Origin of the sequence: Janthinobacterium tructae, assembly GCF_006517255.1 — a bacterium.
GTDB lineage: Bacteria > Pseudomonadota > Gammaproteobacteria > Burkholderiales > Burkholderiaceae_D > Janthinobacterium > Janthinobacterium tructae.
This window is the reverse complement of sequence record NZ_CP041185.1, coordinates 2,223,937-2,243,741: the sequence shown is the minus strand read 5'-3', so window position 1 is coordinate 2,243,741 and position 19,805 is coordinate 2,223,937. Positions and strand designations below refer to the sequence as shown.

The 19,805-nt window shown below is 60.7% G+C and carries 19 protein-coding genes and 6 tRNA genes; all 25 read left to right on the top strand.

From position 1 onward, the window contains the following. The first annotated feature begins 146 nt into the window (after positions 1 to 146). A complete protein-coding gene (gene fabD, locus FJQ89_RS09790) occupies positions 147 to 1,088 on the top strand; it encodes an ACP S-malonyltransferase (protein ID WP_141170042.1) in 942 nt (313 codons plus the stop codon). A 49-nt stretch (positions 1,089 to 1,137) separates the two neighbouring features. Then, positions 1,138 to 1,881 carry a 3-oxoacyl-ACP reductase FabG gene (fabG, locus tag FJQ89_RS09785; protein ID WP_141170041.1) on the top strand — a complete coding sequence of 248 codons (744 nt, stop codon included), beginning with the start codon at positions 1,138 to 1,140 and terminating at the stop codon, positions 1,879 to 1,881. 178 nt (positions 1,882 to 2,059) lie between these two features. After that, positions 2,060 to 2,299, top strand: a complete 240-nt coding sequence (gene acpP / locus FJQ89_RS09780; RefSeq protein ID WP_008449912.1) for an acyl carrier protein — start codon at positions 2,060 to 2,062, stop codon at positions 2,297 to 2,299. Positions 2,300 to 2,328: 29 nt separating this feature from the next. After that, on the top strand, positions 2,329 to 3,579 hold the full coding sequence (fabF, locus tag FJQ89_RS09775; RefSeq protein WP_099763134.1) for a beta-ketoacyl-ACP synthase II: 1,251 nt from the start codon (positions 2,329 to 2,331) through the stop codon (positions 3,577 to 3,579). A 130-nt stretch (positions 3,580 to 3,709) separates the two neighbouring features. Beyond that, positions 3,710 to 4,228 carry a hypothetical protein gene (locus FJQ89_RS09770; protein ID WP_141170040.1) on the top strand — a complete coding sequence of 173 codons (519 nt, stop codon included), beginning with the start codon at positions 3,710 to 3,712 and terminating at the stop codon, positions 4,226 to 4,228. Between the two features lie 65 nt (positions 4,229 to 4,293). Further along, the gene (rpoE, locus tag FJQ89_RS09765) at positions 4,294 to 4,917 is read left to right on the top strand and encodes an RNA polymerase sigma factor RpoE (protein ID WP_071076481.1); all 624 of its coding nucleotides are present in this window, start codon (positions 4,294 to 4,296) and stop codon (positions 4,915 to 4,917) included. Between the two features lie 72 nt (positions 4,918 to 4,989). After that, positions 4,990 to 5,313 carry a sigma-E factor negative regulatory protein gene (locus tag FJQ89_RS09760; protein ID WP_243136499.1) on the top strand — a complete coding sequence of 108 codons (324 nt, stop codon included), beginning with the start codon at positions 4,990 to 4,992 and terminating at the stop codon, positions 5,311 to 5,313. A 412-nt stretch (positions 5,314 to 5,725) separates the two neighbouring features. Next, positions 5,726 to 7,222: a DegQ family serine endoprotease gene (locus FJQ89_RS09755; protein WP_141170039.1), complete on the top strand. Its 1,497-nt coding sequence runs from the start codon at positions 5,726 to 5,728 to the stop codon at positions 7,220 to 7,222. 54 nt (positions 7,223 to 7,276) lie between these two features. Continuing rightward, positions 7,277 to 7,522: a glutaredoxin family protein gene (locus FJQ89_RS09750; protein ID WP_141170038.1), complete on the top strand. Its 246-nt coding sequence runs from the start codon at positions 7,277 to 7,279 to the stop codon at positions 7,520 to 7,522. Positions 7,523 to 7,837: 315 nt separating this feature from the next. Then, on the top strand, positions 7,838 to 9,628 hold the full coding sequence (lepA, locus tag FJQ89_RS09745; RefSeq protein ID WP_071076485.1) for a translation elongation factor 4: 1,791 nt from the start codon (positions 7,838 to 7,840) through the stop codon (positions 9,626 to 9,628). Positions 9,629 to 9,631: 3 nt separating this feature from the next. Next, positions 9,632 to 10,549 carry a signal peptidase I gene (gene lepB, locus FJQ89_RS09740; protein ID WP_141170037.1) on the top strand — a complete coding sequence of 306 codons (918 nt, stop codon included), beginning with the start codon at positions 9,632 to 9,634 and terminating at the stop codon, positions 10,547 to 10,549. Positions 10,550 to 10,623: 74 nt separating this feature from the next. Continuing rightward, on the top strand, positions 10,624 to 11,439 hold the full coding sequence (gene rnc / locus FJQ89_RS09735) for a ribonuclease III (RefSeq protein ID WP_086140332.1): 816 nt from the start codon (positions 10,624 to 10,626) through the stop codon (positions 11,437 to 11,439). Between the two features lies 1 nt (position 11,440). Then, the gene (gene era / locus FJQ89_RS09730) at positions 11,441 to 12,343 is read left to right on the top strand and encodes a GTPase Era (protein ID WP_141170036.1); all 903 of its coding nucleotides are present in this window, start codon (positions 11,441 to 11,443) and stop codon (positions 12,341 to 12,343) included. A 28-nt stretch (positions 12,344 to 12,371) separates the two neighbouring features. After that, positions 12,372 to 13,244: a DNA repair protein RecO gene (gene recO / locus FJQ89_RS09725; protein ID WP_141170035.1), complete on the top strand. Its 873-nt coding sequence runs from the start codon at positions 12,372 to 12,374 to the stop codon at positions 13,242 to 13,244. 42 nt (positions 13,245 to 13,286) lie between these two features. Continuing rightward, complete coding sequence (pdxJ, locus tag FJQ89_RS09720) at positions 13,287 to 14,048, top strand: pyridoxine 5'-phosphate synthase (protein WP_141170034.1); 762 nt, start codon at positions 13,287 to 13,289, stop codon at positions 14,046 to 14,048. Between the two features lie 16 nt (positions 14,049 to 14,064). After that, a complete protein-coding gene (gene acpS, locus FJQ89_RS09715; protein ID WP_141170033.1) occupies positions 14,065 to 14,460 on the top strand; it encodes a holo-ACP synthase in 396 nt (131 codons plus the stop codon). A 35-nt stretch (positions 14,461 to 14,495) separates the two neighbouring features. Then, the gene (uvrC, locus tag FJQ89_RS09710) at positions 14,496 to 16,376 is read left to right on the top strand and encodes an excinuclease ABC subunit UvrC (protein WP_141170032.1); all 1,881 of its coding nucleotides are present in this window, start codon (positions 14,496 to 14,498) and stop codon (positions 16,374 to 16,376) included. A 127-nt stretch (positions 16,377 to 16,503) separates the two neighbouring features. Beyond that, positions 16,504 to 17,088: a CDP-diacylglycerol--glycerol-3-phosphate 3-phosphatidyltransferase gene (pgsA, locus tag FJQ89_RS09705; RefSeq protein ID WP_071076491.1), complete on the top strand. Its 585-nt coding sequence runs from the start codon at positions 16,504 to 16,506 to the stop codon at positions 17,086 to 17,088. Between the two features lie 144 nt (positions 17,089 to 17,232). After that, a tRNA-Gly gene (locus FJQ89_RS09700) sits at positions 17,233 to 17,308 on the top strand. 92 nt (positions 17,309 to 17,400) lie between these two features. After that, positions 17,401 to 17,476: transfer RNA gene (locus FJQ89_RS09695), tRNA-Gly, on the top strand. A 71-nt stretch (positions 17,477 to 17,547) separates the two neighbouring features. Beyond that, a tRNA-Gly gene (locus tag FJQ89_RS09690) sits at positions 17,548 to 17,623 on the top strand. Between the two features lie 56 nt (positions 17,624 to 17,679). Continuing rightward, positions 17,680 to 17,755, top strand: a tRNA-Gly gene (locus FJQ89_RS09685). 90 nt (positions 17,756 to 17,845) lie between these two features. Further along, positions 17,846 to 17,921, top strand: a tRNA-Gly gene (locus FJQ89_RS09680). 42 nt (positions 17,922 to 17,963) lie between these two features. Then, a tRNA-Cys gene (locus tag FJQ89_RS09675) sits at positions 17,964 to 18,037 on the top strand. A 255-nt stretch (positions 18,038 to 18,292) separates the two neighbouring features. After that, complete coding sequence (locus FJQ89_RS09670) at positions 18,293 to 19,780, top strand: SulP family inorganic anion transporter (protein WP_141170031.1); 1,488 nt, start codon at positions 18,293 to 18,295, stop codon at positions 19,778 to 19,780. Positions 19,781 to 19,805: the final 25 nt, after the last annotated feature.

Below are 19,805 nucleotides of genomic sequence, written 5' to 3'. Positions count from 1 at the left end.
TTAGCGCCGGGGTCAGCCCCGTTTGGGGGAATGCGCTCCAATGGAGCGTACTCCGCTCCCGCAGGGACTGACCCCAGCCTTTGCCTTTTGGGTAAAGAAACTACTTTACGGCAACTCGAATACCAAAAATTCAAAACGGAGTCACCATGACACAATTTGCATTTGTTTTCCCAGGCCAAGGCTCGCAAGCGATTGCGATGCTCGACGGCTTCGCCGGCAACCCCGTGGTGGCGCAAACCGTGGCCGAAGCGTCGGACGCCCTGCAATTCGACTTGGGCAAGCTGATCACCGAAGGTCCTAAGGAAGAACTGGATCTCACCACCAACACGCAACCGGTGATGCTGACGGCGGCCGTGGCTTTCTACCGCGCCTGGCTGGCAGCGGGCGGCCCCGTGCCAAACGTCGTGGCCGGCCACAGCCTCGGTGAATACTCGGCGCTGGTCGCCGCGGGCGTCATCTCGTTCAAGGATGCCGTGCCGCTCGTGCGCTTCCGCGCGCAAGCCATGCAGGAAGCCGTGCCCGTGGGGCAGGGCACGATGGCTGTCGTGCTGGGCCTGTCGGATGACGACGTGCGCGCCGCCTGTGCGGAAGCGACGTCGGAAAACCCTGCCCTGGTGGTCGAGCCTGTCAATTTCAATGCACCTGCGCAAGTGGTCATCGCCGGCCATACGGCGGCGGTCGAGCGTGCCTGTGAACTGGCCAAGGCCAAGGGCGCCAAGCGCGCCATGAAGCTGCCTGTCTCGGCGCCATTCCACTCGTCGCTGCTGAAACCTGCCTCGGACCGCTTGCGCGAGTACATGGCCGGTCTGACGTTCGCCGCGCCACAGATTGCCCTGATCAACAACGTCGACGTGGCCATCGTCAACGATGTCGCCGGCATCAAGGATGCGCTGGTGCGCCAGGCAGCGAGCCCTGTACGCTGGGTGGAAACGATGCAGAAAGTGGCGGCCGACGGCATCACGCAAGTGATCGAATGCGGTCCGGGCAAGGTCCTGATGGGCCTGGCCAAGCGCATCGATCCCGTGCTGGTGGGCGACGCCATCGTCGACCAGGCCTCGCTGGAACGCATTTTGACGCAGCTCAAATAAACATCAGATCGCGGCAGCCTGCCTGCCGCACTTGCTTTTAAGGATACTCATGAATTTAGCAAATCAAGTCGTGCTGGTCACGGGCGCCTCGCGCGGCATCGGCCGCGCCATCGCCACCGAACTGGGCAAGCAGGGCGCCACCGTGGTCGGCACCGCCACCTCGGAAAGCGGCGCGCAAGCCATCACCGATTACCTGGCCGCCGAAGGCGTGGCGGGCAAGGGCCTGGTGCTGAACGTGACCGATGCGGCGCGCTGCGCGGCAGTGGTCGATGAAGTGCAGAAAACCTACGGCAGCCTGTCGATCCTGGTCAATAATGCGGGCATCACGCAAGACCAGTTGGCCATGCGCATGAAGGATGAGGAGTGGGATAGCGTCATTTCCACCAACCTGTCGGCCGTCGGCCGCCTGTCGCGCGCCGTATTGCGCGGCATGATGAAAGCCAAGGCTGGGCGTATCATTAATATCACCTCGGTGGTGGCTTCGTCGGGTAATCCGGGGCAGATGAATTATGCGGCGGCCAAGGCCGGCGTGGAAGGCATGAGTCGTGCCCTGGCGCGCGAAATCGGTAGCCGCAACATTACCGTGAACTGCATCGCCCCCGGCTTCATCGATACCGACATGACCAAGGCCCTGAGCGAAGAACAGCACGCGGCCCTGTTGACGCAAATTCCCCTGTCCCGCCTGGGCAAACCGGAAGACGTGGCAGCGGCGGTGGCCTTTCTGGCCTCGCCGCAAGCGGCGTATATCACGGGCACGACCCTGCACGTGAACGGCGGAATGTACATGAATTGATGTGAAAGCTAGACAGGGCGGGCGTTTGTGGCATGATTCAACGGTCGTTTTTGTCTATAATCGCATCTTTTAGCAGCAGCTTCGGTCGAATTAGCAGCAGACACCGAAATTAGTATTCGGACGCGCAAACCTGATAAAATGCGCGCACTTTCCGTAACACACACTTTGGAGCCATAACATGTCGGATATCGAACAACGCGTTAAGAAAATCGTCGCTGAGCAACTGGGCGTTGCAGAAGCAGACATCAAAATCGAATCCTCCTTCGTCGACGATCTCGGCGCCGATTCCCTGGACACCGTGGAACTGGTCATGGCCCTGGAAGACGAATTCGAAATGGAAATCCCTGACGAACAAGCTGAAAAAATCACCACCGTGCAACAGGCGATCGACTACGCCACCGCACACGTCAAGGCCTAAGCCTGTTTGACCGACTTCAGGAGAATCGCTTGAGCCGTTCTAAAAACCGTCGTGTTGTTGTAACCGGCCTGGGCTGTGTTTCACCTGTCGGCAATACTATTGCCGAGGCGTGGAGCGCAATTACCGAAGGTAAATCCGGCATTGCCACGATTACCAAGTTTGATGCATTGCCCTTCACCACGCATTTTGCCGGTGAAGTCAAAGGTTTCAATATCGAAGAGTACATCTCCGGTAAGGAAGCCCGCCACATGGATACCTTTATCCATTACGGCATGGCTGCAGGCATCCAGGCGATGCAGGACTCCGGTCTGGAAGTGACCGAGGAAAACGCCGAGCGCATCGGCGTGATCATCGGTTCCGGTATCGGTGGCTTGCCGCTGATCGAGGAAACCAAATCCGAGTACGAAAAGCGCGGTCCGCGCCGTATCTCGCCATTTTTCGTGCCTGCCTCGATCATTAACATGATTTCTGGCAATCTTTCGATCAAATATGGTCTGAAGGGTCCGAACCTGGCGATCGTGACGGCGTGTACCACCGGTTTGCACAGCATCGGCGCTGCCGCGCGCATGATCGAGTACGGCGATGCCGACGTCATGATTGCCGGTGGTGCTGAATCGACCGTGTCGCCGCTGGGCCTGGGCGGTTTCGCCTCGGCACGTGCCTTGTCGACCCGCAACGACGATCCGGCAACGGCATCGCGTCCGTGGGATACCGACCGCGACGGCTTCGTGCTGGGCGAGGGTGCTGGTGTCATGGTGCTGGAAGAGTACGAGCACGCGGTGGCCCGTGGTGCCAAGATCTATGCCGAAGTGCATGGTTTCGGGATGAGCGCAGATGCTTATCACATGACCTCGCCGCTGGAAGATGGTAGCGGCGGCAGCAAATCGGTGATTGCGGCCCTCAACAACGCAGGCTTGAACCCGGATCAGATTCAGTACCTGAACGCGCACGGCACGTCGACCCCGCAAGGCGACGTGGCGGAAGTGATGGGCATCAAACGCACCTTCGGCGAGCATGCCAAGCATATGGTCGTCAACTCGACGAAGTCGATGACGGGCCATTTGCTGGGCGGCGCGGGCGGTCTGGAAGCGGTGTTTACGGTCCTGGCATTGCACCATCAGGTGTCGCCACCGACCATTAACATCTTCAACCAGGATCCCGCTTGCGATCTCGATTTCTGTGCCAACACGGCGCGGGACATGAAGATCGATTATGCAGTGAAGAATTCGTTCGGCTTCGGCGGAACGAATGGCACGCTGATTTTCGGTAAAGCGAAATAAGCAGGAACTTTCAAGCGCTCACTACGGTCAAATCGTAGTGAGCGCTGATTCGGTGCCAACGTTCGTTGGTGCCTGAATTTGCCCGGCATGGTGCCGGCGCGCCTGATGTTTTTCCCTTTGAGTTGGCATTATGTCGATCGCGGTAGCGGCTGTCATTCGCACGCCTGTCTGTTTGCGCCTGCTGCAAGCGCTACTGGGGCTGTGCGCGGTGCTGGCCGCCTGGCCCTTGAGCGGCGCGTGGCACGTTGCGGCCCTGTCTGGCTCTGGCCTCGGCGCCGCCCAGCTGGTGGGCGGCTATGCGCTGGGCTGGCACGGGGCACTATCGAGTGCGGCTGGCGGCGTGTTTTTGCTGGCTTTGCTGCGCCAGCGCAGAAAGCCGCAGGTGCTTGATATTTCGCCGGTCGGCCAGTTGCGGCTGGCGGTATATCTGGAGCATGGCGGGGCGCCGTCCGGCGCGGGGCCGTTGGTGCCGCCAGTGCTGCACCTGTTGCCGGGTTCGACCCTGTGGCCATCGCTGCTGGTGCTGTGCCTGGCCGATGCCGCGGGGCGGCGCACGCAGGTGCTGGCGCAGCGTGGCAGCGCTTGCGCCGCCTTCCGCCCGCTGGCCGTGGCGTGCCGGGCCATCGCGGCGCGCAGCGGGGAAGAATAAAGTGGGGCGAACACTGAACTTCTTGCAGCGGGCCAACTCTATATCCATACAGGCGCCCACGCTGCATGCGAACAGGGGCATCGGGCGTGAGGACAGAGCGCGAGTATGATCAGTTACTGGTCGAGCGGGTGCAGGCTGGCGACAAACGGGCATTCGATGTGCTGGTATCGAAATATCAGCGCCGCTTGATGCGCCTAGTATCGCGACTTGTGCATGACCCGGCGGAGGCCGAAGATGTGGTGCAGGAAACCTTTATCAAGGCATACCGGGCGCTGCGCCATTTTCGCGGCGATGCCGCCTTCTATACCTGGTTGTATCGCATCGGCATCAATACGGCCAAGAATTATCTCGTCACGCAGGGGCGGCGCGCCGCCACGTCCAGCGACGCCGACGCCGAGCAGGCGGAGTCCTTCGATGACGGCAATAAATTGCGTGACAACAATACGCCCGAATCGGTGCTGGCCAGCAAGCAGATTGCCGCCACCGTCAACGCTGCCATGGAGGTGCTGCCCATCGAGTTGCGCACGGCCATCGTGCTGCGCGAGATCGAGGGCCTCAGCTATGAAGAGATCTCGGAGATCATGGCGTGCCCCATCGGCACCGTGCGCAGCCGCATTTTTCGCGCACGCGAAGTGATCGCAGAGAAATTGAAACCGTTGTTGGATATGCCGATTGACAAGCGCTGGTAATCTGCGGAGTATGAGCTTGGCATGGCTGCGTCCGGTTTCCGCAACTACCCTCTTGAAATGGCAGGGCCCATCATGGACACGCATACACGATTGCACGAGACAATTTCCGCCCTGGCCGATGGCGAGCTGGCGGCGAGCGAACTCGAACTGGCTTTTGCCGCCCTCGACACGGATGAGGGGCGGCAAGCCTGGGATGCCTATCGCCTGATCGGCGACGTGCTGCGTTCGGAGCATTGCGGCCATGCCCTGAGTGCCCAATTCGACGCGCGCCTGGCCAGCCGGCTGGCCGCCGAGGCGGCGCCTGACGAGCCGCTTATCCGCGCGGAGCCCTTGCTGCCCATCGTGCCGCCCGTCGCTGCCGAGCCGCTGGAGGCGGGGCCGCTGGCGCAACGCTAGTGCTGCGGCATCTGCGGCATCTTATGCCGGCGGGTCTTGACACTTAGAGCCTATCCCAGTAGATGAGTACATCCCCTGCTGGCGCCCCTCAGAAGCGGGGACTGCGTTGCTCGTCGTCGCGTGGCTCGCCACGCGTCCTCCTCACGCCTTGTCCGCGCTCCTGATGAACTGCCAGCAGAAGACGCTCCCTACTGGGATAGGCTCTTAAGCTGCTCCTGGCCCTCTTGACACGGGACTTCGCTACGATTGACACTGTGTGCAGGCAATATCTTGCTTTTGCGATATATTGTTGCTGCCATGCGCGAGACCAGGTGTAGTTGCCCTTGGGATTCCGTCATGACACCCAATCATGCACGCAGGCAATCGCCGATCCGCGTTTTGATCCGTTTATATACTCGAAAAGATCCTTTCCATGAAAAAAAACATGTGTGTTGCCAGCAAGTCGTTTTCTGTGAAGACGCTTTCCGCCTTATTGTTCGGTACGGCTGGCGTCTTTTTCGCCCCGACCATGCTCGGCCTGGCGCCACAGGCGCAGGCCGCCGTGCCGGCCGTGAAACTGCCTGATTTCTCGGACCTCGTCGATGCCGTCGGCCCGGCCGTGGTGAATATCCGCACCACCGAGCGCCTGAAGATGACTGCATCCGGCGCGGGCGGCCAGGATGAGCAGGAAATGCAGGAATTCCTGCGCCGCTTCTTTGGCGGCGCCATGCCCACGCCGCGCCAGCAGGCGCCGCGCGGCGGCCGTCGCGCCGTGCCGCAGGAGCAGGAAGTGCAGCGCGGTGTCGGTTCCGGCTTCATCATTTCGGCTGATGGCTACGTGCTGAGCAATGCCCACGTGGTCGATGGCGCCGATGAAGTCTACGTGACCCTGACGGACAAGCGCGAATTCAAGGCCAAGGTCATCGGTGCTGACGCCCGCACCGACGTGGCCCTGCTGAAAATCGAGGGCGCCAACCTGCCGCGCCTGACCATCGGCGACTCGAACAAGATCCGCGTGGGCGAGTGGGTGATCGCCATCGGCTCGCCATTCAACCTGGAAAACACGGTGACGGCCGGCATTATTTCCGCCAAATCCCGTGACACGGGCGACTACTTGCCGCTGATCCAGAGCGACGTGGCCGTCAACCCCGGCAACTCGGGTGGTCCGCTGATCAATATGCGCGGCGAAGTGATCGGCATCAATTCGCAGATCGCCACCTTGTCCGGCGCCTACAATGGCATTTCGTTTGCCGTGCCCATCGATGAAGCCATGCGCGTGGGCGAGCAGCTGAAAAAAACGGGTAAAGTGGTGCGCGGCCGTATCGGCGTGCAGATCGGCGAAGTGAGCAAGGATGTGGCGCAATCGCTGGGCCTGCCCAACGCCAAGGGCGCGCAAGTGTCGATGGTGGAAGAGGGCGGCCCGGCCGACAAGGCGGGCATCAAGCCGGGCGACATCATCCTGAAGTTCAATGGCGCGCAGATCGAGCGTTCGTCCGACCTGCCGCGTCTGGTAGGCGGCGCCGCCGTCAACGGCAAGTCCACGGTCACCGTCTGGCGCAAGGGCGCGCAGCAGGATATTCCTGTTACCGTCGTCGAGCTGGAAGCCGAGAAAACGGCCAAGAAGGGCGCCCGGGAACCGGAAGCGCAAGCCGTCAATGCACTGGGACTGAAGGTCAGCGATGTGCCGGCCGCGAGGAAGCAGGAGCTGAAGATCGACGCGGGCGTGCTGGTCGACGATGCGGATGGCGTGGCGGCCCAGGCCGGCCTGCAGCCTGGCGATGTGATCTTGCAGTTGAACAACGTTGCCGTGAAAGATGCCAAGCAGTTCAATGCCCTGGTGGCCAAGCTCGATCCGAAGAAGTCGTCGGCCGTGCTGGTGCGCCGTGGCGACGTGGCGCAATTCGTTTCGCTGCGTCCGTCGGCGAAGTAACTATGTGATCATCCCGCATTCCGGCCACGGCCGGGATGCGGTATCCTGCCCGCCATGCATTTCACTCTCTATTCCCGCAGTTACTGCCATTTATGCCAGGACATGCTCGATGCCTTGCTCCTGCTGCAGCCGCCTGATCAACCGTTTACGGTGGACGTGATCGATATCGATGCGTCGCCCGATGCGAGCTTGCTGGCCCGCTTCGATGAGCTGGTGCCGGTGCTGTTTGGCGATCTGGCCCAACCCGAGCTATGCCATTATTTTCTGGACGAGGCCGCCGTCCGGCGCTGCCTGGCGTAGCCTAAATGCCAATATTGACACTGCATTGCAGCATTCCGCTGCTGGAAACAGCTGAAAATGTCGGCTTGCCCGCTGCCGGCCTCTGAAAGACGGGCTTTCCGCTCTGAAATCCGGTAAAATGGGGAGGTCGAAAAAGCTACTGTCCGAGGCAGCAGCTTCTGTCGCTTCAAAAGCGCTCGCCTGGGCATGCAGATGTCCTGCTCGGAGCGCTTTTTTCATCATGAGTGGGGCGCCTGGTTTCGGCCCTGTTTGGCCCGGACATGATCCCCTTGATTCCTGTTAAAGCAGTGTTGTCACTCGCACATATATTAGTTAATGAATAACATACGCAACTTCTCCATCATCGCCCATATTGACCACGGTAAATCGACCCTGGCTGACCGCATCATTCAATTGTGCGGCGGCTTGTCCGACCGCGAGATGGAGGCGCAGGTGCTCGATTCGATGGATCTGGAGCGCGAGCGCGGCATTACCATCAAGGCGCAAACGGCGGCCCTGCACTACAAGGCGCGCAATGGCCAGATCTACAACCTGAACCTGATCGATACGCCAGGCCACGTCGACTTCAGCTATGAAGTGTCGCGCTCGCTGTCGGCGTGCGAAGGCGCGCTGCTGGTGGTGGATGCATCGCAAGGCGTGGAAGCGCAAACGGTCGCCAATTGCTACACGGCGCTGGACCTGGGCGTGGAAGTGGTGCCCGTCCTGAACAAGATCGACTTGCCGAACGCGGATCCTCCAAACGCCATTGCCGAGATCGAAGACGTGATCGGTATCGACGCGGCCGACGCCGTGCATTGCTCGGCCAAGACGGGCCTCGGCGTGCTGGACGTGCTCGAGCAACTGATCGTCAAGGTACCGCCACCGAAGGGCGACCCCGATGCGCCGCTGCAGGCGCTGATCGTCGACTCCTGGTATGACGCCTATGTGGGCGTGGTGATGCTGGTGCGCGTGGTCAACGGCACCCTGAAGCCGAAAGACAAGATTCGCCTGATGGCCACCGATTCGGTGCAGCTGGTGGAAGACATCGGCGTATTTTCGCCCCGTTCGCAATCGCTGCCGCAGTTGTCGGCAGGCCAGGTGGGCTTCATCATCGCCGGCATCAAGGAATTGAAAGCGGCGAAAGTGGGCGATACCGTCACCCTGGTCAGCCGTCCTGCCGCCGCGCCATTGCCGGGCTTTAAGGAAGTGCAGCCGCAAGTGTTCGCCGGCCTGTTCCCGGTCGAAGCGAACCAGTACGACGCGCTGCGCGATTCGCTGGAAAAGCTGAAACTGAACGACGCGGCCCTGATGTACGAGCCGGAAGTGTCGCAGGCGCTGGGCTTCGGCTTCCGCTGTGGCTTCCTGGGCTTGCTGCACATGGAAATCGTGCAGGAACGCCTCGAGCGCGAATTCGACATGGACCTGATCACCACGGCGCCTACCGTGGTGTACGAAGTGATCCAGCGCGACGGCACCATGATCAACGTCGACAATCCATCGAAGATGCCCGATCCGTCGCGCATCGAGGAAGTGCGCGAGCCTATCGTCACGGTCAATCTGTACATGCCGCAGGAATACGTGGGCTCCGTGATTACCCTGTGTATCGGCAAGCGCGGCATCCAGATGGACATGAGCTACCACGGCCGCCAGGTCAAGCTGGTCTACGAAATGCCGATGGCCGAGATCGTGCTGGACTTCTTCGATCGCCTGAAATCGACGTCGCGCGGCTATGCCTCGATGGATTACGAGTTCAAGGAATACCGCGCGGCCGACGTGGTCAAGGTCGACATGCTGATCAACAGCGAAAAAGTCGATGCGCTGGCCATCATCGTCCACCGTTCGAACAGCCAGTACCGTGGCCGCCAGGTGGCCGCCAAGATGCGCGAACTGATCCCGCGCCAGATGTTCGACGTGGCCATCCAGGCGACCATCGGCGCCAACATCATTTCGCGCGAGAACGTGAAAGCCTTGCGCAAGAACGTGCTGGCCAAGTGCTATGGCGGCGACATCAGCCGCAAGAAGAAATTGCTGGAAAAACAAAAAGCGGGTAAGAAACGCATGAAGCAAGTGGGTTCCGTGGAGATCCCGCAAGAGGCATTCCTGGCAATTTTACAAGTGGATGGTTAATCAATGAACCTGCAAGTGATTTTAGGAAATTTCGCTTTAATCCTGTTCGTGCTGATGGTGTTGACGGGCCTGGTCTGGTGCCTGGATGTGTTTTATCTGTCCAAGCAGCGCCGCAAGGCGGCCGATCTTGCCCTGGCCGAGTTCGATGCGCGCCAGTCCAAGCTGGCCGCCGAGCGCATCAAGTCCGATGCGGGCGGCAGCCGCGCCACCATCGAGGCGGCGCTGTTGCGCCAGCCGACCTGGGTCGAGTATTCGGGCAGCTTTTTCCCCGTCATCGCCCTGGTGTTCTGCCTGCGTTCGTTCCTCTACGAACCATTCAAGATCCCGTCGAGCTCGATGGTGCCGACCTTGCTGGTGGGCGATCTGATCCTGGTTAACAAGTTCACTTATGGCATCCGTTTGCCGATCGTCAACAAGCGCATCATTGAAGTCAACGATCCGCAGCGCGGCGACGTGATGGTTTTCAAGTACCCGAAAGATATGTCGCAAGACTACATCAAGCGCGTGATCGGCGTACCCGGTGATAAAATCACCTATGAAAACAAGCGCTTGACGGTCAACGGCAAGGAAGTGCAGTACACCCCGCTGGACGACTACCTCGATGACGAAAGCACGGTGTACCACAAGCAGCTGGAAGAAAATCTGACGGGCGTGAGCCACCGCATCCTCAACGATGAGCCTGCTCCCACGTTGAACTTGCGCGAAGTGAAGGATTTCCCGCACAAGGATGCGTGCAACTACAACGAAGATGGTTTTACGTGTGTGGTGCCACAAGGCAATTACTTCATGATGGGCGATAACCGCGACAATAGCGCGGACAGCCGCTACTGGGGCTTCGTGCCGAACGAGAACATCGTCGGCAAGGCTTTCCTGGTGTGGATGAACTTCAGCAACCCGAAACGCGTGGGCGGCATCCACTAGGCCGCTTCTATGGCTGCCGCGCCGACTCCCCGCGCGGCGGCCAGCCGAATTACTCAGATGATACAGAAACAACAATGAATCTTCAGCTATTGCAAACCCGTTTAGGCTATACGTTCCAGGATGCTGGCCTGTTGCAGCAAGCCTTGACGCATCGTAGCCACAGCAGTTTGCATAATGAGCGGCTGGAATTCCTCGGCGACTCCATTCTCAACTGCGTGGTCGCTTCCATCCTGTACGAACGCTTCAAGACCATCGACGAGGGCGACCTGTCGCGCTTGCGCGCGAATTTGGTGAAACAGCAGTCGCTGTATGAAATCGCGCAAAAGCTGGAATTGTCGCAATTCCTGCGCCTCGGTGAAGGCGAGCTCAAATCGGGCGGTTTCCGCCGTCCCTCGATCCTTGCCGATACCCTGGAAGCCTTGCTGGGTGCCATTTTCCTCGATACGGGCTTCGATGCGGCCAGCACGGTGATCCGCGCTTTCTACATACCCATCCTCGACTCGGTCGATCCGCAAACCCTGGGCAAGGATGCCAAGACGCTGCTGCAGGAGTTTTTGCAAAGCAAGAAAATTTCGCTGCCACAGTACAACGTGGTGGCCACCCATGGCGCCGCCCACAGCCAGGAATTCGAGATCGAATGCCTGGTGCCGAAATTGAATATCCAGGTCTACGGCCGTGGCGGAAGCCGCCGCGCCGGTGAGCAAGCCGCCGCCAAACTGGCGCTGGACGTGGCCGAGCAGGCGCTGTTGAAGTCGCCTGCCGCCAGCCGCAAGCCCAAACCGCGCGCCGCCCAGCTCAAGCTGGCCGGCATTGCCACCATCCAGAGCGACGACGCGCAAGCTCCTGCAGCCCCGGCGATCGCCGCTCACACTAAACAGAATCGACACTAGCATGACAGCCATCAAAATGCCCGACAACTTCCGCTGTGGCTATATCGCCATCGTGGGCCGCCCCAACGTGGGCAAATCGACCCTGATGAACGTGCTGATCGGCGCGAAGGTCAGCATCACTTCGCGCAAGGCGCAAACCACGCGCCACCGCATCACGGGCATCCAGACGGTGCCGGACGCGCAATTCATCTACGTCGACACGCCCGGCTTCCAGACGCGCCACTCGAACGCGCTGAACAAGACGCTGAACAAGACCGTGACGAACACGCTGATTTCCTCGGACGTCATCCTGTACGTGATCGAGGCGGGCACGTTTGGCCCGGCCGACCAGCAAGTGATGGATTTGCTGCCGAAGGAAGTGCCATGCATCCTCGTCATCAATAAGTCCGACCGCGTGAAGGACAAGGCCGTGCTGCTGCCGTTCGCGCAAAAGATCGCCGCCATGCGCGACTTTGCCGCCATCGTGCCCGTCTCGGCCAAGCTGCATTTCCAGCTGGAAGGCTTGCAGAACGAGATCAAGCGCTTCTTGCCGGAAAACCAGCCCATCTTTGGACCGGACGACATCACGGACCGCAGCGAAAAATTCCTCGCTTCGGAAATCGTGCGCGAAAAACTCTTCCGCTTCGTGGGTGACGAATTGCCGTACACGAGCACCGTGCTGATCGAGAAATTCGAGCAGGAAGGCGATCTGCGCCGCGTGTTCGCCGCCATCCTGGTCGAGCGCGATACGCACAAGTCCATGATCATCGGCAACAAGGGCGCGCGCCTGAAGGAAGTCTCCACCCAGGCCCGCCTGGATATGGAAAAGCTGTTCGGCGGTCCTGTGTACCTGGAAATCTGGGTCAAGGTCAAATCGGGCTGGGCCGACAACGAGGCGGGCTTGCGCGCCTACGGCTACGAGTAATCCGCAACCCGGGGGCGACGCTACACGCATGAGCACCACCACGCCAGCGCAGCCTGACATCGCGCCAGCCTCGCCTGCTGCATCTGCTGCATCTGCACCTGTCCCCGCGCCGGTGGCCATCGCGCCGCCGGCCGCACCTTCCGCAGCGCCCACCTCGGCAGCCCCCCGGCGCAGCCGTCCGCCCGCGCGCGACGGCCGCATCACGGGCCAGCCAGCCTTCGTGCTGCACAGCTACCCGCATAAAGAAACCAGCCTCATCGTCGACGTGTTTACACGCGAATACGGCCGCATCGCGCTCGTCGCAAAGGGCGCCAAGCGGCCCCATTCGCAGTTGCGCGGCGTGCTGCAGACGTTTCAACCGCTGCAGGCGGGCTGGACGGGCAAATCCGAGCTGCGCATTTTGACGGGCGCCGAATGGGTGGGCGGCATGTTGCCGCTGGAAAAGACGGCGCTGCTGTGCGGCTTTTATCTGAACGAATTGCTGGTCAAATTGCTGGCGCGCGACGACCCGCATCCCGTCCTGTTCGACCACTACGTTGCTACATTGAATCAGCTGGCGCACAATGAGCCGCCACCCATCGTGCTGCGCAAGTTCGAGCGCGCCCTGCTCAAGGAAACGGGCGTGGCGGCCGACCTGACGCGCTGCACGGGCACGCGCCTGGCCGTCGAGGCGGGGCAGGTCTACGTGGTCGACCCGGAACGGGGACCGCGCCCGGCGCGCGCCAGCGATGCCTGGCCGAAGATCACGGGCAAGACCCTGCTCGACATGGAGCGCGAAGATTATCTCGATGTGGCCACGCAGGCGCAAAGCAAGCTGCTGATGCGCTTTTTGCTGGCCCATCAACTGGGGGGCGCCACCTTGAACACGCGCCAGATACTGATCGATTTAATGCAGCTGTAGCGGCGGTTTGCCGCACAACAGCACTTTACGGATACCATCACTATGAGCTTTTTGCAGCCTTCCGGCCCCGTCATCGACCTGGGCGTCAATATCGACCACGTGGCCACCTTGCGCAATGCGCGCGGCACCGCCTATCCGGACCCGATCCGCGCGGCCCTGCTGGCCGAGCAGGCGGGCGCCGACGCCATCACCCTGCATTTGCGCGAAGACCGCCGCCACATCAAGGATGCGGACGTGATCGCCATCGCGCCGCAATTGCTCACGCGCATGAACCTGGAAGCGGCCGTGACGCAGGAAATGATTGACTTCGCCTGCCGCATTCGGCCGGCCGACGTCTGCCTGGTGCCGGAAAAACGCACGGAAGTGACGACCGAAGGTGGCCTGGACGTGGTGCGCTACTTCAAGGAAGTACAGGCTGCCGTCAAGCAATTGCAGGGCGAGGGCATCCGCGTGAGCCTGTTCATTGATGCCGACGAGCAACAGATCGCCGCCGCTGCCGAACTCGGTGCGCCCGTGATCGAGTTGCACACGGGCCGCTACGCCGATACGGCAGGCGCCGAGCAGTTGGCGGAACTGGAGCGCATCAAGGCGGGCGTACTGTTCGGCGTGGGCCGAGGCTTGAAGGTCAATGCGGGCCACGGCCTGCATTACACCAATGTGCAAGCGATTGCCGCCATTCCCGATATTACTGAACTGAACATCGGCCACGCCATCGTCGCGCATGCGGTGTTTGTCGGCTGGGAAAACGCCGTGCGCGAAATGAAGGCCATCATGGTGGCTGCGCGCCTGGGCAACAAAGCATAAGGAATAGGACTAGCCCATGATCTACGGCATCGGCACCGACATTTGCAAGATCCCCCGCATCGAGGCGGCGCTGGCGCGCCATGGCGAGCGTTTCGCGCAGAAAATACTGGGGCCGCAGGAGATGGAGAAATTCCGCGCCCGCGGTGCGAAAAACGCCGTGCGCGGCGTGCGCTTCCTGGCCACCCGCTTCGCGGCCAAGGAGGCGTTTTCCAAGGCCATCGGCCTGGGCTTGCGCATGCCGATGACCTGGCCTGCCGCGCAGATGCTGAATCACCCCAGCGGCAAGCCGATGATCGTCTGCAGCGGCGTGCTGGCGGACTTCATGGCAGCAAACCGGCTGAGTGCGCAAGTGACCATCAGCGATGAAGAAGAATATGCGGTCGCGTTCGTGATCGTGGAGCAAGCAGCATAACTATAAGTGCGCCATCAGTGCGCAATGAGCCAGCAATGACCGAAGCAAGCCCAGAACCATCCTTGGTGGAAACGCCGCCCGACCCGCGCGCGCAAGTGCTGGCCACCGTCGCCAAGCTGCCGAATTTGCCTGGCGTGTACCGTTATTTCGACGCCGCCGACAAGGTGTTGTATGTTGGCAAGGCGCGCGACCTGAAAAAGCGCGTCTCCAGCTATTTCCAGAAAAACCTGGCCAGCCCCCGCATCGCCATGATGGTCGAGCGCATCGCGCGCCTGGAAACGACCGTCACGCACAGCGAAGCGGAAGCCTTGATCCTGGAAAATAACCTGATCAAGGCGCTGCAGCCGCGCTACAACATCCTGTTCCGCGACGACAAGTCGTATCCGTATTTGAAAATCACCAATGGCGATGCGCCGCGCATGGTGTATTACCGGGGCGCGGTGGACAAGAAAAACCAGTATTTCGGGCCGTTCCCCAGTTCCTGGGCCGTCAAGGAATCGATGCAGATCCTGCAGAAGGTGTTTCTCATCCGCACCTGCGAGGACAGCGTGTACGCCAACCGCACGCGTCCCTGCCTGCTGCACCAGATCGGCCGCTGCAGCGCGCCGTGCGTGGACCTGATCAGCAAGGAAGACTATAAAAACGACGTGGAAAACGCGGCGCGCTTCCTGCGCGGGCGCCAGAGCGAAGTGATGGCCGACCTGGAAAAGAAGATGCACGCCTTTGCCGCCGAGCTGAAATTCGAGCAGGCGGTGGTGGTGCGCAACCAGATCGCTTCGCTGTCACGCGTGCTGCATCAGCAAAGCATGGAAACGACGGGCGACGCCGACGTCGACATCCTCGCCGTGCTGGTGCAGGGCGGGCGCGCCTGCGTCAATCTGGCCATGGTGCGCGGCGGGCGCCACCTGGGTGACCGCGCCTATTTCCCCAGCCAGCTCAGCGATGCGGCGGCGATTGCCGAAGAACCGATCGAGGTGGAAGTGCTGGCCGCCTTTCTGGCGCAGCATTACACGGAAAAGTTCATCCCCGGCACCCTGATCCTGAATATCGAATTCGACCAGCCGGCCCTGATGGTGGCGCTGATGGAGCAGTGCGGCCACCGCATCAACCTGATCTTCCAGCCGCAGGGACAGCGCCGGCAGTGGCTGGAGATGGCGCAAAAGGGCGCCGAGATTTCGCTGGCGCGCTTGTTGTCCGAGCAGGGGTCGCAGCAATCGCGTACGCGTGCGCTGGCCGAAGCGCTGCGCCTGGAGGCGGAAGACCTCGACAGCCTGCGCGTCGAGTGTTTCGACATCAGCCACACGCAGGGCGAGGCGACGCAGGCCTCGTGCGTGGTGTTCCACCATCACGCCATGCAGAATGGCGAATACCGGCGCTACAACATCAACGACATCACGCCCGGCGACGATTACGCGGCCATGCGCCAGGTCCTGATGCGCCGCTACGAGAAGGTGGCGAATGGCGACGGCGTGATGCCCGACGTGGTGCTGATCGACGGCGGCAAGGGGCAGATCGAAATGGCGCGCCAGGTGTTTGCCGAGCTGGGACTCGATATCAGCTTGATTGTCGGCGTGGCCAAGGGGGAAGGGCGCAAGGTGGGCCTGGAGACCCTGCTGTTCGTCGATGGCCGCGCGGCGCAGGAACTGGGCAAGGAATCGGCGGCGCTGATGCTGATCGCGCAAATCCGCGACGAGGCGCACCGCTTCGCCATTACCGGCATGCGCGCCAAGCGCGCCAAGACGCGCCAGACCTCGCGCCTGGAAGAGATAGAAGGTATCGGCGCCAAGCGCCGCCAGAAGCTGCTGTCGCGCTTTGGCGGCTTGCGCGGCGTGGTCGATGCCAGCGTCGAGGATCTGATGTCGGTGGAGGGGATTTCCACGCAACTGGCAGAAGAGATTTACAAGCAGCTGCACTAATGACTCGATGGCCTGGTCCGGCGCTGCGGCAACCGGACTAGGCTAATACCCCCGGGCCATGTAGACTAGTGGCGCTTTCTTCACGCTTTCTTCATGTTCAATTTACCCGTCGGCCGATTGCTTCCTTATGCCTTTTAATATTCCCATTCTTTTGACCTGGCTGCGCGTGGCCCTGATCCCGCTTGTCGTCGGCGTGTTTTACCTGCCGCCGTCGATGCTGCTGCATGGCGACCAGAACCTGGTTGCCACCCTGGTTTTCATTGTTGCCGCCGTCACCGACTGGTTCGATGGTTTTCTGGCGCGGCGCTGGAACCAGACCTCGGCCTTTGGCGCCTTCCTCGACCCGGTCGCTGACAAGCTGATGGTGGCGGGCGCCTTGCTGGTGCTGGTACAGCTGGACCGTGTCAATGCCGTGCTGGCCTTCATCATCATCGGCCGCGAAATCACCATTTCCGCCTTGCGCGAATGGATGGCGCAGATCGGCGCATCGAAATCGGTGGCCGTCAGCTCGATCGGCAAGATCAAGACGGCCGCGCAAATGACGGCCATTCCCTTGCTGCTGTACCACGAAGTGATCTTCGGCGCGATCGACACGCATGTGTGGGGCGAGCGCCTGTTGTGGATCGCCAGCGTGCTGACGGTATGGTCGATGTTCTATTATCTGCGTCTGGCATGGCCGCTGATCAAGGAAAAGGCCGGCAACTTGCATTGAACTGTTTGGCCCAAACGCAAGAGCTGGGGTCAGACCCAATGGGACTCGGCGTCCCCGTCTGACCCAAATATTTTGCAAAAGACCAGATATTGCCCGTTGACAGCCCCTGTAATCCCTCTATAATGCTGGCCTGTTGTTGATGACGCGGGAGTAGCTCAGTTGGTAGAGCGCAACCTTGCCAAGGTTGAGGTCGAGAGTTCGAGACTCTTCTCCCGCTCCAGTTTTTTGGATCGTGTCATAGGTAAAAACAGCAGATGCAGTAAAAAGTAGTACTGGCGATGTAGTAGAGCTTCTGATACAATGTTGTCCACTGCGGGAGTAGCTCAGTTGGTAGAGCGCAACCTTGCCAAGGTTGAGGTCGAGAGTTCGAGACTCTTCTCCCGCTCCAGTGAATACTGGATCAGCAGTAAAGCAGCACTGGTAAACGGTAGTAAAAAGCAGTAAAATAGCGGTTCGTATGCGGGAGTAGCTCAGTTGGTAGAGCGCAACCTTGCCAAGGTTGAGGTCGAGAGTTCGAGACTCTTCTCCCGCTCCAGCGCAAGCTGGAGGCAGTACAGCAAGATGGCAGTAGCAGAAAATAGAAGCTCCAATGCGGGAGTAGCTCAGTTGGTAGAGCGCAACCTTGCCAAGGTTGAGGTCGAGAGTTCGAGACTCTTCTCCCGCTCCAGAATTCTAAAGGGAAGCTAAGCTGGCTTCCTTTTTTTATCCGCCGCAAAGCAGTTGGCGCGGCGCGATTAAGTGGTAAACAAGCTCCAATGCGGGAGTAGCTCAGTTGGTAGAGCGCAACCTTGCCAAGGTTGAGGTCGAGAGTTCGAGACTCTTCTCCCGCTCCAGTTTTCAAGGTGGGCCGCAAGGCGCATCCAAGCAGTTCCTCTGGCGAGGTAGCAAAGAGGTTATGCAGCGGCCTGCAAAGCCGTTTAGACGGGTTCGATTCCCGTCCTCGCCTCCAGATGAAAAAAATAGCCCGCTTTCGAGTGGGCTATTTTTTTGCCTGTAGCGCTTCTTGTATAATGCCCGCACGCTCAGCCGCGCCGCCTGGCGCCGTGATGAAACTTCCCCTTTCCGCCAACCCCATGTAGTCACTGACGATTTTCCTCTCCGTTAAACTTCGGCACGGCATTTTTCTGACGCCCGCTGGCATGGCTGCGCCCGATGAATCTGCGTCAGGCGCGGATTTCCCAGTTTCGACCTTGGATTTGAATCAATGATCAACACGACTTTTCGGGATGAGTGGTTCCCGAATGTACAAAAAAATGTCCTGGCGGGCCTGACCACCTCGTTTGCCCTGGTGCCCGAATGCATCGCTTTCGCTCTGGTGGCGCAACTCAATCCCCTGATGGGCCTGTATGGCGCCTTCATCATTTGCGCATTGACGGCAATCTTTGGCGGGCGCCCCGGCATGATTTCGGGCGCGGCCGGGTCCATGGCCGTCGTCATCGTGGCGCTGGTGGCCCAGCATGGCGTGCAATATCTGCTGGCCACCGTGGTGCTCAGCGGCATCCTGATGGCGCTGTTTGGCATCTTGCGTCTCGGTAAACTGATCCGCATGGTGCCCTACCCGGTGATGCTGGGCTTTGTGAATGGCCTGGCCATCGTCATCGCCATGGCGCAGCTGGAACACTTTCGCCAGGCCACGCCGCACGGCGAAACCTGGCTGCAAGGCACGCCTTTGCTTGTGATGGGCGCGCTGGTGGCGCTGACCATGGCCATCGTCTACGTGCTGCCGCGCGTCACGAAGGCTGTGCCGCCCGCGCTGGTGGCCATCCTGGGAGTGGGCGTGCTCAGCCATGTCTTGCACTTGCCCACGCGCACCCTGGGCGACCTCGCGCATATCGCCGGCGGCTTGCCGGCCCTGCATTGGCCCGCCGTGCCGCTGGATATGGCGACCTTGCACATCATTTTTCCGTATGCGGCGCTGATGGCCATGGTGGGCTTGCTGGAAACCTTGCTCACTTTCAATCTCACCGATGAGATGACTGAAACGCGGGGCCAGCCCAACCGCGAATGCATCGCCCTCGGTGCCTCGAATGTCGTGTCGGGCCTGTTTGGCGGCATGGGCGGCTGCGCCATGATCGGACAGACCATGATCAACCTGAGTTCGGGCGGGCGCTCGCGCCTGTCGGGCGTGACGGCTGGCGTGATGATTTTATTGTTCATCCTGTTCCTCTCGCCGCTGATCGAGCGCATCCCGCTGGCCGCCCTGGTCGGCGTGATGTTCGTCGTGGCACAGCAGACATTTGCCTGGGGTTCCTTGCGCGTGCTGGGCAAGGTGCCGCTGCAGGATGCGCTGGTGATCGTCGCCGTGACGGTCATCACGGTGTTCACGGATCTGGCGACGGCGGTGCTGTGCGGCATCGTCATCGCCGCCTTGAATTTTTCCTGGCAACATGCACGCGACATGCGCGCCGACATCGATGACAGCTGCCCTGGCATGCGCGTGTACCTGCCGCACGGCACCCTGTTTTTCGCCTCGGCCACGCACTTCCAGGAGCTGTTCCAGCCCGCGGCCGATCCGGCGCGCGTGACGCTCGATTGCCGGCACCTGCACATGGCCGATCACTCGGCCATCGCCGCCATCGAAGCCCTGTATGAACGCTATGAGAAGGCGGGCAAGCACCTTCAGGTGACGCAGTTGTCCGCTCGCAATGAGGCCTTGCTGCAGCGGGCCGGGGTGGATGTGAGCGTGGCGTAAAATAGGGGATTGTTGAATGCCTGTG